General features: G+C 59.4%; 13 protein-coding genes and 1 pseudogene. 11 read left to right on the forward strand and 3 right to left on the reverse strand.

What is annotated here, in order from left to right; translation table 11 throughout:
- Nucleotides 1-433 precede the first annotated feature (433 nt).
- Both CU102_RS25955 and CU102_RS25960 read left to right on the forward strand, forming a co-directional pair.
- Nucleotides 434-826, forward strand: coding sequence for a VOC family protein (locus CU102_RS25955; protein ID WP_106713964.1), 393 nt, complete (start codon nucleotides 434-436; stop codon nucleotides 824-826).
- 921 nt (nucleotides 827-1,747) lie between these two features.
- A complete protein-coding gene (locus CU102_RS25960; protein ID WP_106666194.1) occupies nucleotides 1,748-1,936 on the forward strand; it encodes a hypothetical protein in 189 nt (62 codons plus the stop codon).
- Nucleotides 1,937-2,191: 255 nt separating this feature from the next.
- On the opposite strand, the gene CU102_RS25965 is transcribed toward CU102_RS25960, so the two are convergent.
- On the reverse strand, nucleotides 2,192-3,184 hold the full coding sequence (locus CU102_RS25965) for an NmrA/HSCARG family protein (protein WP_106713965.1): 993 nt from the start codon (nucleotides 3,182-3,184) through the stop codon (nucleotides 2,192-2,194).
- A 179-nt stretch (nucleotides 3,185-3,363) separates the two neighbouring features.
- Here CU102_RS25965 and CU102_RS25970 point away from each other — a divergent pair, with 179 nt between their 5' ends.
- Nucleotides 3,364-4,266, forward strand: a complete 903-nt coding sequence (locus tag CU102_RS25970; RefSeq protein ID WP_106713966.1) for a LysR family transcriptional regulator — start codon at nucleotides 3,364-3,366, stop codon at nucleotides 4,264-4,266.
- Nucleotides 4,267-4,616: 350 nt separating this feature from the next.
- Here the strand turns inward: CU102_RS25970 and CU102_RS25975 are convergent, their stop codons facing one another.
- Nucleotides 4,617-4,952 carry a hypothetical protein gene (locus tag CU102_RS25975; RefSeq protein ID WP_208113894.1) on the reverse strand — a complete coding sequence of 112 codons (336 nt, stop codon included), beginning with the start codon at nucleotides 4,950-4,952 and terminating at the stop codon, nucleotides 4,617-4,619.
- Here CU102_RS25975 and CU102_RS25980 point away from each other — a divergent pair.
- Both CU102_RS25980 and CU102_RS25985 read left to right on the forward strand, forming a co-directional pair.
- Nucleotides 4,951-5,595: a GbsR/MarR family transcriptional regulator gene (locus CU102_RS25980; protein WP_245425568.1), complete on the forward strand. Its 645-nt coding sequence runs from the start codon at nucleotides 4,951-4,953 to the stop codon at nucleotides 5,593-5,595. The genes CU102_RS25975 and CU102_RS25980 overlap by 2 nt on opposite strands.
- Before the next feature lie 72 nt (nucleotides 5,596-5,667).
- A complete protein-coding gene (locus tag CU102_RS25985; RefSeq protein ID WP_208113895.1) occupies nucleotides 5,668-6,378 on the forward strand; it encodes a methyltransferase family protein in 711 nt (236 codons plus the stop codon).
- Nucleotides 6,379-6,522: 144 nt separating this feature from the next.
- Here the strand turns inward: CU102_RS25985 and CU102_RS25990 are convergent, their stop codons facing one another.
- Nucleotides 6,523-6,765, reverse strand: coding sequence for a hypothetical protein (locus CU102_RS25990; RefSeq protein WP_106713968.1), 243 nt, complete (start codon nucleotides 6,763-6,765; stop codon nucleotides 6,523-6,525).
- Between the two features lie 564 nt (nucleotides 6,766-7,329).
- Between CU102_RS25990 and CU102_RS25995 the strand changes: the two genes are divergently transcribed.
- From CU102_RS25995 to CU102_RS26025, 6 genes and pseudogenes are all read left to right on the forward strand, one after another.
- Nucleotides 7,330-8,088: an SDR family oxidoreductase gene (locus tag CU102_RS25995; protein ID WP_106713969.1), complete on the forward strand. Its 759-nt coding sequence runs from the start codon at nucleotides 7,330-7,332 to the stop codon at nucleotides 8,086-8,088.
- The gene (locus tag CU102_RS26000; RefSeq protein ID WP_106713970.1) at nucleotides 8,085-9,020 is read left to right on the forward strand and encodes a sigma-70 family RNA polymerase sigma factor; all 936 of its coding nucleotides are present in this window, start codon (nucleotides 8,085-8,087) and stop codon (nucleotides 9,018-9,020) included. The genes CU102_RS25995 and CU102_RS26000 overlap by 4 nt, the downstream gene beginning before the upstream one ends.
- 604 nt (nucleotides 9,021-9,624) lie before the next feature.
- Nucleotides 9,625-10,824 (forward strand): NAD-dependent formate dehydrogenase, encoded by a 1,200-nt coding sequence (locus tag CU102_RS26010; protein WP_106713972.1) that lies wholly within the window; start codon nucleotides 9,625-9,627, stop codon nucleotides 10,822-10,824.
- 43 nt (nucleotides 10,825-10,867) lie between these two features.
- Nucleotides 10,868-11,178, forward strand: a pseudogene (locus CU102_RS26015) (DDE-type integrase/transposase/recombinase); the annotation flags it as partial.
- A gap of 654 nt (nucleotides 11,179-11,832) precedes the next feature.
- Nucleotides 11,833-13,254: an FAD-binding oxidoreductase gene (locus CU102_RS26020; protein ID WP_106713995.1), complete on the forward strand. Its 1,422-nt coding sequence runs from the start codon at nucleotides 11,833-11,835 to the stop codon at nucleotides 13,252-13,254.
- A 141-nt stretch (nucleotides 13,255-13,395) separates the two neighbouring features.
- Entirely contained in the window at nucleotides 13,396-16,782 is a 3,387-nt protein-coding gene (locus CU102_RS26025) for an AAA family ATPase (protein ID WP_245425569.1), read from the forward strand.
- Nucleotides 16,783-16,812: the final 30 nt, after the last annotated feature.

Consider the following 16,812-nt stretch of genomic DNA (forward strand, 5'->3'; position numbering starts at 1 on the left):
CTCACGAAGATCATTGGAATAGGGTCGCGTCATGGATGCTGGCCTCCAATCCCAGCATCCATGATGAATCACATATCAACTGATTTGGGAATCCCGGTGCGATTCCGACAAGCAATGATCCGCTCTAGTCTGACCATTTCTGTATACCTGACATTGATCGGTCACTCACACATTCCTCAGCCAACAGCGCGGCGCTGCCGGGTAGTGCTGCTTGTTTTGCGCCGAAGCTTGGCTGCAGAGGAAAACGATGCAACCGAACGACGTTGAGAGCTTTCCGCCTGTACCATCCATCTAGTTCGGTCGGCCCGCAATTTGAGTAGTGTTCCGTCTATATTCTGGGGGTAAGATTATCCTCGATCCCATCCCGTGCCGCATCGCTTCGTCCATGGACAACTCTGGGCGACGTGCGAGGACATATAGCAGGAGTGATGGCATGGCTATCGATTTCAACCACACAATACTGTCGGCCCGCAACAGCGAGGCGTCGGCCAAATTCTTGGCAGAAATGCTTGGCCTTTCAGCTCCCCAGCATTGGGGGCCGTTCCAGATGGTCACCACCGAAAACGGTGCCAACCTCGACTACATGGACACCGACGGCGAAATAACGCCGCAACATTATGCGTTTCTGGTCAGCGAATCCGAATTCGACGAGATCTTCGGTAGGATTCGTGAACGGAATCTCCCGTACTGGGCTGACCCTGGTCGGATGCAGTTGGGTGAGATCAACCACCACGACGGCGGCCGCGGCGTTTATTTCGAGGACCCGAACGGTCACCTTCTCGAGATCATTACGCGTCAATACGGCACCGGCGGATGGAACCCGTGATCGTTCGCACCATTCTGTGATGTTTGTTTTCCGGCTGTGGTTCAACCGATCGCGCGTTTGCCAATGTTCTGCGACAAGCGAACAAGATATCCGTCGGGATCCTGGACAAGGAACTCTCTTGCACCGGTCTCCTCACCCGCACCAATGCGATACCAGCTTTCCTTGAGCGCTCGAAAGGATCGACGATTGGCATTGTACAATTTCAGGAACCTCAGGAACCAATGAGAATCTGATATTGTGGAGAGCGTTTATCCCCATTGAACATCGCCACTATTGAGCGCTAAACCGCCCGATGTTCTCAGTATGTGCTCCGAAAATCGCATAAGGTCTTGTGTGGAACGATGGGTGGCGCCCCTTTTTGAGCGGCTGCGCTTCGAGATCTGCTGCGCAAGTCACCGTGCAAGAAATTGTCCGGCGATCGCCTTCTCCAGGCCTTCAAGTTCCTCACAGCCCTGCGGGCAGAGCTGTTTCAAGCGAACGATTTTGTTTAGCCTTCTCGATCTGTCCGGCAACTGTATCGCACCAATCCAGCATTCCATAAGGCCAAGATGAATGCATGCCTGAGTACGAGCGCCGGTCGAACGAAAGAGCAGAATAGAATTCTCGCCTCGTATATGAGGACCACCCAGAAAAATCCTATTCCACTGTACTGTAAGCGATATGTTGATGGCGCGATGAACGGGAAAATATCTCGAGTGACGCTCGGCAACTCTTGCGAACGGACATACCCAACGCCAAGGTTCTCGCAGTAATCCAAGAACAATAAACTTTCTTCGGTGAAATTCGCCCTCTGCCCACTCTGGCATCAATGGCAGTGATGCTTTCCGGCGGCATTGGACGAATCATGATCATCAGTTAAAGCGCTCTTGCTTTCCGGTTGGGTTAGTAATTGGATACACCGGGGAGGGAAAGGAGTCCGCTATGCTCGAACTTACCTATCCTAATGGCTTTCCGGTGCATGTGAACCCGTATGCCGTCATCACGATTACCCAAGCCGGCGAGACCACGAATATCGTCACGACCAACGGTGAGTTCTCCGTGAAAGAGGACCTAACCATCGTCTCTCAGAGATGGGTAAACCTGATGTCTCAATACGCGGGCCGTGGCTAATCATTCTGCCGCCAGCCAATCCAGTTTCGAGAACTCACTATTTTCGGTAAGTCGGAGTATGGTTCCCTCTGAAATGTAGTCTCGCCCATTGATTGCAGCCATCTGTATTGACCGGTAATGGCTTCTACCTCACACATCGGCACTTTGTTGAACTACTGGATGTAGTGGGCGAGTTCGTGAACGAGCACGCCCGGGTCCAGCCAGTCCGCAAAACGCCAACAACGTACTCACAGCGCGACTGCAGCGTCGCCTCTGTCACGTCGACAAAAGCTCCGCCTCAGAGGTGGCGCCATAGGACAGCAGGTCGCCTTGCCAATTGCTGCGTTTCACAAATTGCTCCCAAGTCAACGCATGCGGATCGATTTTCCGACTCCACGTCAGGTCACGGTCGGGGGCGTAATAGCCATACTCGACAGCGTATTCCACCATGCCCACCAATTCGCGCACGAGATGCTCGTCGGCGGCAAAATTCGGAAAGTGGCGCAACAAGTCTTCGCGCGAGTAAGCGGAGGCATAGTGCGCCTGCTGCCCGGTGACCCGCACAAAAGTGTCCACCATTTCCTGCGCCGAGAGAAACTCGCCGATCACTGGTACGGTTTTGCCGGCGTATTGCGTCGGGTGATCGAAAATCTCGCGCACCGCCGGTCCGGCGGCAGTGAGCGGATCACAGAACGGCATGGGTATATGCGGCGGCAAGTATATGGCGAACGTTATGCCGTCCGCCCCGCGCTGCGGCACATAGTATTCCAGGAAGTTGGTGTAGTAAAACGCCAGGTACACGAACGAACTGCGAACGGGCAAGCTGCGAATGTAGTCCTCCACCTTCGCCTTGTCGGTGAAGTGCGGCGCCCACTTAGTGCCGCCGGTACGCGCTTCGACATTTTCGAGCCCGCTGAAAACCACATGTTCGACGCCAGCGGCCACCGCCGCGTTAGCCAATTCCATGCCGAGGGTAAGCTCGAGTTCCTCCGGCGGCACCTTGACGATGGGCGGCGTCATCAAGAACGCTCCGTACGAGCCGCTCATGGCCACGGTTAGCTCGGCCTCCATGCCGAGTTCGAGGGGTGCCACCACGACCTCGGCGCCCTTGTGCGCCAAGATTTGCGCGGGCTGGCTATCGCGGCGGCGCGTCAGGGCACGCACCCGGTAGCGCCCACTGTCGAGCAGGGCCTCGGCGACACTGCGGCCTTGCTTGCTCGAGGCACCGACAACAGTGATCAGAGGTTTGGAGGTATCGGCTTGGATCATGCAACTTCTCCTAGTGTTGAGTTTCCTGATCTTGAGGTCGTGAACCATAGTCGCCCGGTTGCTGTCCACCAGGTGCTAGGGAACGGCGACCGCGGAAAAGGTCGGACCTCAGGTTAGGAAGTCTCGCCTGTTTCGAGCTATATTTGAAATCATAGGAATGTTCGGCTACTATCCATTCAATGGATACCAAGCGCCTGGATCTCAATCTGCTGGTCACTCTTGAGACGTTGCTCGTGGAGCAGAACGTGACGAAGGCGGCCGCTCGCCTGAATCTGAGCCAACCGGCGGTAAGTGCCCAGCTAAACCGCCTCAGGCATGAGTTCGACGACCCACTGCTAATTCCTGCACAGCGAGGAATGACGCCGACCGCTAAAGCAATGGAGTTGCTCGAACCTTTGCGCCAGGCCCTTGACCAAGTTCGAGCCACGGTTATTTCCCATAGGAACTTCGACCCGGCTGAAGCCAAGCTAACCGTCTCTATCGCCTGTACAGATTATCTGCAGGCGGCGGTGGTCAAGCCGCTCGTCGTGGAACTCAGGATGCGGGCACCCGGAGTTCGTGTCGCGCTGCGCAATCTCGACCTGACGCAGTTGGACGCGCAGATGGTGCGGGGTGATGTGGATCTGGCGCTCATGACGCCGCAGGCCGCTTCGCCGAGTCTTCGCACTCGACACCTGTTTAACGAGCGCTATGTGCTCATTGGCCGACGGAAGCATCCGAGACTACGAGAGGGAATCACGGTCGAGGAGTTTGCTGGGATGGACCAGGTAATTGTTTCCTTGGACGGCGGTGGCTTTGTGACGCCAGTGGACAGCGCTTTGGCTGACCTCGGACACAGACGCAATGCGGTGTTATCTGCAGCCTCATTCTTGTTCGTTCCTGAGATCGTGTCTTACTCGGACTTCGTTGCCCTTGTTCCAGAACGTCTCGTACGCGACCGTGCCGACAAGCTCATGGTAATAGACTGCCCATTTCCCGTCGAAGGTTTCGCAGTGGGAATGGTGTGGCACGAGCGTTGTCACGGACACGGCGGCCAACGCTGGATCCGGGAGGCTATTGTGTCGCTGATGGCGCACACATAAATGGCTGCCTGGCCGGTGGCGAAAGCGACGTTCCAAGTCGATGCGTTGCATGCCCGCTCCTCAGTCGCACGTTTCGAGGACGCCCTAATCCGCTAAGCCGCGCTTCGGCATCAAGGTCACGCACATCCTCCATGGCGCGACATATTCTGCATCGACCCAAACGGATAAGCGGGTCCTTTGCCTTTGGCGAAACTGGATAGCGGCACACAGAAAGGTTGAGCGGCTTTTGCGAAATTATCCAGTTAATTTCCGAAGGTAACTCTATTCGGCGGCGAATGCCGGTGGCGGCCGGAGGTTCGGATCCCGTCAAGACGATCGTCACGCTCAATTCTACCCATAAGCGCGACTTACTACGGATTGTTCTTTGCCGGCGACGAGGCGGGCTTTGCGATCCAGCCGACATAGGTGAGCCAGATGCCAACCAACACGGCGGCGCCGAAGCCCGCCTGTATAAGCGGCAGCACCCTCATTGATACAGCCGCGCCACGCTCGATCAATTGCGGCCCGGCCAGAAGCACCGCGCCCCGAAGCGCCAGGAACCAACCGAACAGGGAAATTACGATCGCCGCGGCGCTGGACCAATATTGATGGAACGCGATGATCAGCAACCCACCGAACAGCAGCAGCGCGCCAGCAAACCACACGATCAGCGGATTCTCGAAGAAGCTGGACGCCAGCGTTCCCATGTCTGGAGCCCGCACCGCGATGATGCCGGGCACAATGACGAGCCAAGGCCCGATGACGCGTGCAAACGCGCGCGTCCGCGCGCTCTGGATTCTGGTGCGGCGGGCATGGGATTTCCCTCGACTGCTTTTGATCGGTGGAAATGCGTTCTATATGCATTATATTCGGGACATGCCAAATATGTCAAACAAGCGCATGACGACCACCGAGCAACGCTTCATCGAGGATGTAGCACGGTTGCTGATCCCCTGGGGCGTGCCCCAGACAGCGGCGCGCCTTTACGGCTATCTGCTGCTCTGCGCCGAGCCAGTCAGCCTCGACCGTATCACGGCCGACCTCGAGATCAGCAAGAGCAGCGCCAGCGTCGCCGCGCGAATGCTGGAAGCATATATGCTTGCCCGGCGCCACGGCGAGCGCGGTAGCAAACGCGCCTTGTACACGGTGTCCGACAATTACGACGGCATGCTGACTGAGCAGAACCGCCTGCTCGATGCGCTCGCCGATCTCCTTAAGAACGGCGCAGGTACCGTCGCATCGGGAGCAACGCGAGATCGCCTCGACGAAATGGCGGAGTTCTACCTGACTATACGCCACACGATGGAGACAGCGCTCGGGCAGTGGCGCGCGAAGAAGCCACGATCCTGATCGACCCGACGATCGGCGTTTCCCCGTGGACTAAAGTGGCCTGGAAACAATTTCGGCGAAGGAGTGAGCAACATGCAACAGACCGAACCTCCACGGGAGCCGAGCGCGATGTCGCGCCGCAAGGCCATTGCCTATGCAATCGGTCTGCCGCTTTCGCTGCTTGGATTGATCTTCCTACCGGCCGGCACGATCGCTTGGCGGCCCGGATGGATATTCCTTACAGTTCTGATTTTGGGCTTCGGCACTTCGGCCCTCGTGCTCGCCTGGGTCAATCCTGTCATCTACCGCGCGCGCAGCCGGTTGCAGGCGGGTACCAAAAGTTGGGACAAGGCACTGCTTGCCATAATCCTGCCGGCGATGACGGCGGTCGTGCCGGTCGCTGCGCTCGATGCCGGGCGGTACCACTGGTCGGCTATTCCGGCTTGGGTGGTGTTATCGGGCTACATCGCTATGTTGGCGGGCATCGCGGTGACCGGATGGGCGCAGGCGGTGAACCCGTTTTTCGAGCCGGGTGTTCGAATTCAGTCCGAGCGGCATCAGCGCGTGATCGATGTCGGTCCCTACCGTATCGTGCGTCACCCCGGATATATCGCCGCGCTCTTCCTGTTCTTCGGTATGGCGCTTGCGCTGGGCTCGTACTGGGCGCTCGTTCCCGCCGCGCTGGCTGCGGTGCTACTCGTCGTGCGCACGTCATGGGAAGACCATCTGTTGCGGACCGAGCTTCCTGGGTATGACGAATATTCCCGTCGGGTGCAGTGGAGACTAGTCCCCGGCGTCTGGTGAAGGCGGGTTTGCAGCTAAGAGCCCCGTCGTGGCGCTCGTACAGGAGTGCTGGGTGCGCTAATCCCTTGGACGCTCGGCATCCGAGCGTCGGTACTATGGGGCGCTGTAATGGCCGTGTTCGCACTGCTACCGGTGGTGGGCACTTCAATGACGTGTTGATAATAAGCGAACCATGATCGATTCGCGATGCGCGACGATCGAGGCGATGATCTCAAGATCGCGGCCACCTTTGTCAAAAAGCTTCATAATCGTTCGTGCCAAACGGTCTTTGTGCTCATAATAGCCTGGGTGTACGCCGAGCATCTCGCACGCCCTGATGTGAGCGCACATCATGATCTGCCAATCATCTTCGCTGTAGTTGAGTTGGTCGAAAAGATGCTGCAACATATAAGGCTCCTCCTCCACCAATGGCGGGAGCCCATAGCATCTCTCAAGCGCTGGCATGCCGTTGATAAACCAGCGACAGTGGATATTAAGAACCTGGTAGTGGCTTGCGTCAACGATATGTCCTCCCGCACCGTTCTGCGAACATCTTGCTCGTATAGCCAGGCTTCGGGAGGCTCCGACGCTGGTCTGTTACCGCAGCTATGACGTTCGAGCCAACCCCGAAGAGCCGGGTCAACGTGTCGGGTCAGCCCGATGATCCCGGAACTAAGCAGCCGTGAGGCATGTAACTCGCTGACTTGGAGAAGTAATTTAGATTCCTTTCCGATTCCCCTTTGAAACGAGACGACGCGGGCGGCCCGGGCTGCTAGGCTGTCGCCGCGACGTCTTTCGAAGCGACAATTTGGCCGACTCCTTTCGATTAGCGGTGCAACGGTCCCGAAGATTGCTCGCTGACGCGTGCTCGCCCCGACGAGTCCTGAAAGGAGGCTCTGACGTGGATCGGGGAATGACTCTTTTTCGGGCTGTCAATCGTCTTAACTTCAGATAGACGTTGGAGCAATACAGATGAGCCTCAAAGATAAATGCGCGGTTGTTACGGGAGGAAGCCGCGGCCTTGGACTGGGTTTGGTCGAAGCGCTTGTTGCTGAAGGCGCGAAAGTCACCGTGGTCGCTCGCGGCGCGGAGGCGCTTGATGCCGTTAAGGCTCGGCTTGGCGTGGCTACAATCTCGGCAGATGTAACCGACCGCGCTGCTGCTAATCACATCCTTGCCGATATCAAGCCCGATATCCTAGCGCTCAACGCAGGTGTTACGCCGCGGATGGGTCGATTGGATCAACTGAGCTGGGAGGACTTCTCCGTGGCTTGGGAAACGGATGTCAAAGCCGGTCTGTTTTGGCTTCAGGCAGCTCTGAACCTTCCCCTGAAGCCCGGAAGCAGGGTTTTGGTTGGTTCGAGCGGAGCCGCCGTCACCGGCTCGCAAATGTCAGGCGGCTATGGCGGATCCAAACGAATGCTGTGGTTCATGGCGAAGTACGCGAACGGTGTCTCTCAGGAACTCAACTTGGGCATTCGCTTCCAAGCTATCGTACCGAGACAGATGATCTTGGGAACCGGAACCGGAGATGCGGCCGCTGGCGCTTATGCGGGTTCGATGGGCATCACGCCCGAGCAATTCGTGGCTCGATTCGGCGCGCCGATGCCCCCACGAACATTCGGCGATCGTGTGGTTTCCGTGCTGGAGGACCCGCAATACGCCGATGGCATGGTGTTCGGTCTCAATGGTGATGACGGTGTGACAATCATGGAGGGAGCGGCGGCTTGATCAAGGGTGAGCATTTTCCGAATGCCGATCGGCGGGCTGAGCTTCTCGCCCTGGCCGGGAAGTTACGGCCTGAGCTCCACCGCTATTGTTCACGTCTTATGGGGTCGGTGATCGAGGGCGAAGACGTTGTGCAGGACACACTTGCCAAGGCCTTCATTGCCCTCGACGGCCTGTCCGAAACTCCTCCACTCCGTGCCTGGCTCTTCCGAGTTGCCCACAACCGAGCATTGGATTTGTTGCGCAGCAAAGCCGTCCGAGTCTCTGAGCCGATAGAGGCCGCACAAAATGTCATCGATGAAAGAAATCCTGATCCGTTGGAGGCGTTGATGCGTCAAGAAGCGGTGAGAACAGCGGTGTCACGCTTTGCAGAGCTTCCGATTCCTCAGCGCAGCGTGCTTATCCTGAAGGATATTCTCGACGAGCCACTCGCCGACATCGCTCTACTCCTCGATCTTACAGTGGACTCGGTGAAAGCCCATCTGGCGCGGGGACGCGCTCGGCTTCGCGACATCAACGGGAAGGCGTCGCAGTTTTCCGAGATCAAACCGCCGTCCGCTGTGGTGGCGCGCTATGTCGCCCTGTTCAACCGCAGAGACTGGGACGGCCTGCGCGGTCTGCTTGCGGATGACGTGAAACTAAATCAATCGACCCATCCCGTCCGTGTCGGTTCCGCTGACGTTGGAATGTTCTTCAGCATCTACGCAAAGATCGACGGGGTGTGGCTTGCACCTGCCTGGCTCGAGGGTCGAGAGGTTATCGCGGTCTTTGAAAATCGCCTGGATGCGAAGCCGAACTACTTCATGTGGCTGGAGTGGCGCGGTGATGAGATCACGTTCATCCGTGACTACAAGTATGTGCGCTACGTTATGGCAGACGCTGAGCTAACGTTTGCGCCTGAGGCATTGGATATCGGTGGGAGCGGCGCGTCCTGAACAAAGGCTAAACTTGCTGAGTGCATTCCGGACATCCAGGCACAAATCCAAAAGTGCTGTTATCGGCATTTTCAAAGGAACAGTTATCGACAGGGTTCGGGTTCGAACAAACGCCAAAAAACAGCTGAAATCTGTGGCTTTGTTGGCATGAAGAATTGAACACCAGGTCTCGGCTTTGTTTGTCTCAAAGGGCGAAGCAAGCCTTGCAAAACGCTTGCAACATCGTAACTGGCGATATTGCAGATGGGTTGGCCGCCCTCGGTGCCATCGACGTGCCATGGTGGGGTGATCGCAACCGCCACCATAAGAGGAGGCGTCATCCCATCTGCAATGCCCATTGTTATAAAGATCGACCTTGACACCGAAGAGATTCGAACTTGTGAACCCGTTTGTTCGAAGTGATTTGAACGCATCCACCTATCGTGAGAGAATTCCAATGTTCGGTGAGACAAGCCTGCGGAACGCGGCAACCTCCGAACGAGGAAACACAAGGAGCCGGGGTTTCTCGGGCTCGATTGAGAACCCCTCGCTCACCTCATGACGATCCCATGTAACTGGCTTTGCTCAGGTCAGGTGTGTTTCCGGTACAGGAAAGGAAACGATCATGGCCAAAATAATTTGTGTTCTCTATGATGATCCGGTCGATGGCTACCCGAAATCATATGCACGCGACGGTCTTCCGAACATCGACCACTATCCCGGCGGCCAAACGCTCCCCTCTCCCAAGGCAATAGATTTTCAACCCGGAACGCTGCTCGGCAGCGTTTCTGGTGAATTGGGTCTGCGAAAATATCTTGAATCGCTCGGCCACACAGTTGTCGTAACCTCCGACAAAGATGGTCCGGACTCAGTGTTCGAGAAGGAACTGCCCGACGCTGAAATCGTAATCTCACAGCCATTCTGGCCAGCATATTTGACTGCGGAGCGCATCGCCAAGGCACCGAAGCTCAAACTGGCGCTGACGGCGGGAATAGGATCGGATCACGTCGATCTTCAGGCCGCGATCAACCGCGGCATTACCGTCGCGGAAGTCACCTATTGCAACTCCATCAGTGTCTCCGAACACGTTGTCATGATGATCCTGGGATTGGTGAGAAACTACATTCCTTCCTATCAATGGGTAGTCAAAGGCGGTTGGAACATCGCTGATTGTGTCGCCCGCTCCTATGACGTCGAGGGGATGCACGTTGGAACAGTCGCCGCAGGCCGGATTGGTCTGGCCGTGCTGCGTCGTCTCAAGCCCTTTGACATGCATCTTCACTATCATGACCGGCACCGGCTTGCGGATGGTGTCGAAAAAGAACTTAACGTGACATGGCACGATACGGTCGAGGACATGGTCAAGGTTTGCGATGTCGTGACCATCAACTGTCCGCTTCATCCGGAAACAGAAAACCTGTTCAACGAGAAAATGCTCTCGAAGATGAAACGCGGCGCTTATCTGGTGAACACCGCCCGCGGCAAGATTTGCGATCGCGATGCTGTCGCCAGAGCATTGGAAAGCGGCCAGTTGGCTGGGTATGCAGGGGATGTCTGGTTTCCGCAACCGGCACCGAAAGATCATCCGTGGCGGACCATGCCGCATCACGGAATGACCCCGCACATCTCCGGAACATCCTTGTCCGCCCAAGCGCGTTACGCGGCTGGAACACGAGAAATCCTTGAATGCTGGTTCGAAGGGCGGCCCATTCGTGAGGAGTATATGATCGTTGACGGCGGGAAACTCGCAGGTGCTGGTGCACATTCCTACAGTGCCGGCAATGCAACGGCCGGGTCCGAAGAAGCAGAGCGTTTCAAGAAATGATCTTCGATAGGCTGGGTTGCGCGAGGCCAAGATTTCCGCCCACAAGAAACACTATCTGTGGCGCGCCGTTGATCAAATGACGGCTATGTCCTTGACGAGATCATTCAGACCCGCCGCAATACCAAAGCTGCCAGGCGATTGCTGATGCGCCTGTTGAAACAGCAAGGCTTGCCGCCCAAGCGCATCGTCACTGATAAGCTGCGATCCGATCCTATGGTGCAGCGAAGCGGCAGATCATGCCCAATGTCGAACACCGCTCTCACCAAGGGCTGAACAACCGGGCCGAGAACAATCTATCTACACAGGCTCAAAGCCATGGCAGAGTGGAAAGCCGCAACTGGAGCGACCGCCTGAAATCGGAGCTGCGGGTATCGTTGCCCACAATTCGGATTACCGTGACATCGCCATCGCTACCTATCAAAATATCATAGGGCTCTGAGGGCTCTGTCGCAAATTTTTTGGCGTAGAAAATGGTTTTCGCGTATGTCACCAAAATGAGGTAGAGCATCAGTTTTGGGGGGCATAGTGGCCCCGCTGGTTGCGGTCGACTGGACCTGACGACTTGGCCCCGATCCCGACCACGTCACACGAATTTGCGTGACAGTGCTGTTACGGCGGCGTACCATTCATTGCGCCGTGGCGTCATAAATCAACGGCTGAGAGGTTGCGCAGCGATACCGATAGAGCAGAATTGCTTTCGGCAGAGCGACAGCCAAGCTAATCACTGAGAGGGACGGTTGGCTTGGCAACACCGGGGTTGATGCCCTTGGCTCGACGCGACGCCATGGTTGGCACGAGCGTCCTCACCCCCCAATCATGGCCGCGCGCCGATGCCGCCACGAGTTATTGGATCAAGGACGGCTCGCAGCTGCCGTGGGTTAAGTCCCCGGGCGAGGGCAGTCGCGCCCACGCCGGCTCCTTTGGCCGGGTGAACTAGGCGCTGAACGAGGGGATCGGACGGCACTCCCATGACCGTCCGCCGCAGAACAATCGGCAATGGAAGCGACCATGGACAGCCTCAAACTCAAGACCCTGGAGTCCGGTATGACGACAGTCGATGCCGCCGAGGTAGACGCGTTGGCGAGCGGGTTGCGCGGCAAGGTGCTCGACCAGGGGACGTCTGCCTATGACGAAGCGAGAACCATCTGGAACGCGATGGTCGATCGGCGTCCAGGCCTCATCGTGCGCTGTGCCGGAGCGGCGGACGTGATCAGCGCCGTTCGATTTGCTCGTACCCATGGATTGCTGGTCGCGGTGCGCGGCGGCGGACATAATATCGCCGGAAATGCGGTCTGCGACGACGGCCTGCTGATCGATCTCTCGCAGATGAAGTCGGTGCGGGTCGATCCGGCATCGCAGCGTGCCTGGGTCGAACCCGGCGTGACGTTGGCCGAGCTGGACAAAGAGACGCAAGCTTTCGAGCTGGCTGTTCCGACCGGCATCAATTCGACCACCGGCGTGGCCGGAATGACGCTTGGTGGCGGCTTCGGCTGGATCACACGCAAATTCGGCCTGACCATCGACAATCTTCTCGCAGCCGATGTGGTGACGGCTGATGGCAAGCTGGTGCGGGCAAGTACCACGGATAACCAGGACCTGTTTTGGGCACTGCGCGGCGGCGGGGGCAATTTCGGCGTAGTCACGGCGTTTGAGTTTCAGCTTCACGCACTCGGGCCACAGGTGCTGGCCGGACTGGTCATTCATCCCTTCGATGATGCCGCCAAGCTCCTCAATGAATATCGCCGTATCGTTGAAACGGCGCCGGATGAACTGACATGCTGGGTAGTAATGCGCCGGGGGCCACCGCTACCTTTCCTGCCGAGCGCATGGCACGGCCGTGAAATTCTCGTCCTGGCGATGTGCTACAGCGGTGACATCAATGCGGGCAAACATGCCACGGCCGAATTGCGCTCGCTCGGCAGTCCGATCGTCGATGTCGTCGAGCCTCGCCCATTCACGAGCTGGCAGGCGATGTTTGATCCACTGCTCACGCCCGGCGCGCGCAATTACTGGAAGACCCACGACTTCACCGAGCTGTCCGACGGCGCCATCAGCGTCCTGACCCAGGCCATCCGGGAACTCCCCGGATCCGAATGCGAGATCTTCATCGGCCATGTCGGCGGCGTCGCAGGGCGCGTCGCGCTCGAAGCGACCGCTTTTCCGCAGCGCAACGCGCATTTCGTCATGAATGTGCATGCCCGGTGGCGCGAGCCGAAGATGGACCGGGCCTGCATAGACTGGGCCAAGAAACTCTTCGGCGCTGCCGCGCCGCACGCCGCAGGCACGGCCTACGTCAATTTCATGCCCGCCGATGAGACCGACCGGGTGGCGACGGCCTATGGTGCAAACTATCGCCGATTGGCGGAAGTCAAGCGCCGCTATGATCCGACCAACCTGTTCCGCATGAACCAGAACGTCCCACCAGCGTAAGGTTGCAATTGATGACGGGCCTAACCTGCCCGCCGGAGTGTCGCTTTCAGATCCGTGACCCTGGCGGCTTGCCGTTCAGACCAGGCGAAGCGCTCTTGTCTGTTGGGACCCTGCTCCCCGGCAGTTTGGTGGAGGATGGATGTGGACATCGGGACTTGGCTGCGCAATTTGCAGCTCTCGCACTACGAGCAGGCGTTTCGCGACAACGATATAGGCGCCGACATCCTGCCCGAGCTGACGGCGGAAGACCTGGTCGGCCTCGGCGTCACCTCGATCGGTCATCGCCGCAAGCTGCTGGCGGCAATCGCGGCTTTGCGTAGCGAAGGCTTGGCACGTGACATAGCAGCTGAGCCGCAGCCGTCGGCCCTGCCGTCTGAGGAACCGGCACGGGCCGTGGCCGAGCGGCGGCAGCTTACGGTCGTGTTCATCGACCTGGTCGGGTCAACGGCACTCTCGGCACGGCTCGATCCAGAGGACATGAGCAAGCTCCTCCGCGCCTACCAGAACGCGGTGATAGGCGGGTTTGCTCGCTTCGAAGGCCATGTCGCCAAGTTGATGGGCGACGGGGTGCTCGCTTATTTCGGGTGGCCGAGGGCGCACGAGGACGAGGCCGAGCGCGCCGTGCGGGCCAGCCTTACGGCCGTCGAGGCGGTCGGGCGCCTGGCGAGCCCGACCGGCGAACCGCTCGCGGCCCGAGTCGGCATCGCCACGGGCGTGGTCGTCGTGGGCGACCGTATTGGCGAGGGGGCGGCCCAGGAGGAGGCGGTCGTCGGCGAAACGCCGAATCTTGCCGCCCGCCTGGAGACGCTCGCGGGGCCCAACGAGGTGGTGATCGGCGAGGGTACACGAAAGCTTCTGGGCGCGTTGTTCGAGGTCGAGGATCTCGGGCTCCAGCCACTCAAGGGACTAACGATGCCGGCCCGGGCGTTCCGTGTGCTCGGCCCGGGCCGCGCTGCGAGCCGCTTCGAGGCGCTCCATGTCAGGGAGCTGGCGCCGATCGTCGGACGTGGCGAGGAGCTGGCTCTGCTTCTCGAGCGCTGGCGACGGGCCAAGGCCGGGGAGGGCCAGGTGGTCCTGCTTTCCGGCGAGCCCGGAATCGGCAAGTCGCGGATTGTCCTGGCGCTACGTGAGGCGCTCGCTCAGGAACCGGTCGCTGTGCTTAACCATTTCTGCTCGCCCTACCACATGGACAGCGCGCTCTTTCCGGTGATCGGGCAGCTTGAGAGGGCCGCCGGATTCGCTCGCGAGGACGGGCCGGAGCAGAAACTCAGCAAGCTGGAAACATTCCTCAACCCTTATGCCGACAGCCTCGACGAAGACGCGAGGGCGCTCATGGCCGCATTGTTATCGCTGCCGGTCGAGAACCGCGCGGCCCCGGATCTGACGCCCGAGCGCCAGAAGCAGCGGACCTTCGAGGTCCTGCTCCAGCAGTTTGAAGCCCTTTGCAGCCAGCAGCCGGTCTTGGCCATCTATGAGGACGTGCACTGGATTGACCCTTCGACGATGGAGCTCCTTGATCTTCTGATCGAAAGGGTGCAGGGCCTGAGGGCGCTGACGGTGATCACGTTCCGGCCCGAGTTCAGCCCTCCCTGGACCGGCCACGCGCATGTCACCTTCTTTTCGCTCTCCCGGCTCGTCCGTGGCGATGTGGCGATGATCGTCGGCCGCGTCGTCGGCGGAAAGGCGTTGCCAAAGGACGTTCTGGCCCAGATCACCAGCAAGACGGACGGTATCCCGCTGTTTGTCGAGGAGTTGACCAGGACGGTTCTCGAATCAGGTCTGTTGCGAGACTTGGGTGACCACCTCGAGCTTATCGGCGTGCCGGCGGAGCTGATCATTCCCTCGACGTTGCAAGACTCGCTTATGGCCCGGCTGGATCGGTTAGCATTGGCCAAGGAGCTGGCGCAGATCGGCGCCTGCATCGGCCGCGAGTTTGATCACGATCTCCTGGCCGCGGTGTCGCCGCTGCAGGAGCCGACGTTCGGCGAAGCGCTCGTCAGGCTCGTCGGCTCCGATTTGGTTTTCCGGCGCGGCCAGCCGCCCAACGCGACTTACACCTTCAAGCACGCCCTAATCCAGGATGTCGCCTACGCGACCCTCCTAAAAAGCCGGCGAGTGGAGCTTCATGCGCGTATCGCCGCTACGCTTGAGGCGCAATTCCCCGCTGTCGTTGAGCGCCAGCCCGAACTTCTGGCCCGTCATCTCTCGGAGGCCGGGATTCACGACCGGGCCATAGATTGGTGGCTGCTCGCCGGCCGGTTAGCGCGGCAGCGCTCGGCCAACAAGGAAGCGATCGGTCACCTGACGAGAGCGCTCGCCATGCTCGAGGACGCGCCGCCGAGCGAGGTGCGCGAGCATCAGGAGCTCGAGGTCCAGGTGGCACTGGGGCCGCCGCTGATCGCAACCGAGGGCTTCGGTGCCCCCCAGGTCGAGACGGCTTACGCCAGAGCCGAGGAGCTCGCCCGCCGGCAAGGGCACGAGAGCTATCGCGCGCGAGCGCTGCGCGGCTTGTGCCACGTCTATCACGTGCGCGGTCATTTGACCCACGCGGGCGAGCTCAGCGCTGAACTGCTCGAGCTGGTCGAACGGGGCGACGACCTCGTGCGCCAGGCTGACGCCCATCATGCGCTGGGATTCAACCTCTTCCATCTGGGCCAACATGGCCAGGCGCTGACCCACTTGGAGGCGGCCCGCAGCAAGATCGAGCGTGCCGGCGATCCCGCCGATGCGTTCGCGGCTGGCGTCAACATCCACGTCCACGGCCGCGCCTATGCTTCTCATGTCAACTGGCATCTCGGGTTCGCGGATCGTGCAGTCGTGGCCATCAGCGAAGCGATCGAGGTCGCCCGACGACTCGACCACCCGTTCAGCCTCGTCGTCGCGCTCGCCTACGCCTCGATGCTGCACCAGTTTCGCCGCGAACCGGCGATGGTACGCGAGCATGCCGACGCCGCTTACGCAGTCTGTGCCGAGTATGGGTTCAGCTATTATCTTGCCTGGGCCACGATCATGGACGGCTGGGCGTGCGCCGAAGAGGGCGATCTCGATCGGGGTATCGTGCGCCTGCGCGATGGTCTGCGAGATCTGCGCGCGACCGGCGCCGGACTCAGAGTGCCGCATTACCTTGCGCTCCTCGCCGAGCTCTACGTCAAAACGCAGCAGATGGAGGAGGCGGGCGCCACCCTCGCTGAGGCCGACGCCGTCGCCGAGCGCCACGGGGAATCGTGGGCCAACGCGCGGCTCCGTCTCCTCGAGGGCGAGCTATCGCTCGCCACATGCCGACCGGCGGCGGACTGCTTTCGGCGTGCCGTAGAGATCGCAGCGGCGCAAGGGGCTGTGTCCCTCATGCTCCGCGCAGCCATCCGGCTCGCACGGCATCTGCGTGCAGAGGGTAAATCCGCGGAAGCGTACAACACCCTCGCATCTCCTTACGCCTCGATCAGCGAGGGCTTCGATACGCCGGATATTCTCGAGGGGCGAGCACTTCTCGACGAACTGCGATCGGAATGCCCCTCTGGCAATCGATGACGCGCCGGGAACGGCGATCGGACCGCTGCA

This window comes from Phyllobacterium brassicacearum (assembly GCF_003010955.1).
GTDB lineage: Bacteria > Pseudomonadota > Alphaproteobacteria > Rhizobiales > Rhizobiaceae > Phyllobacterium > Phyllobacterium brassicacearum.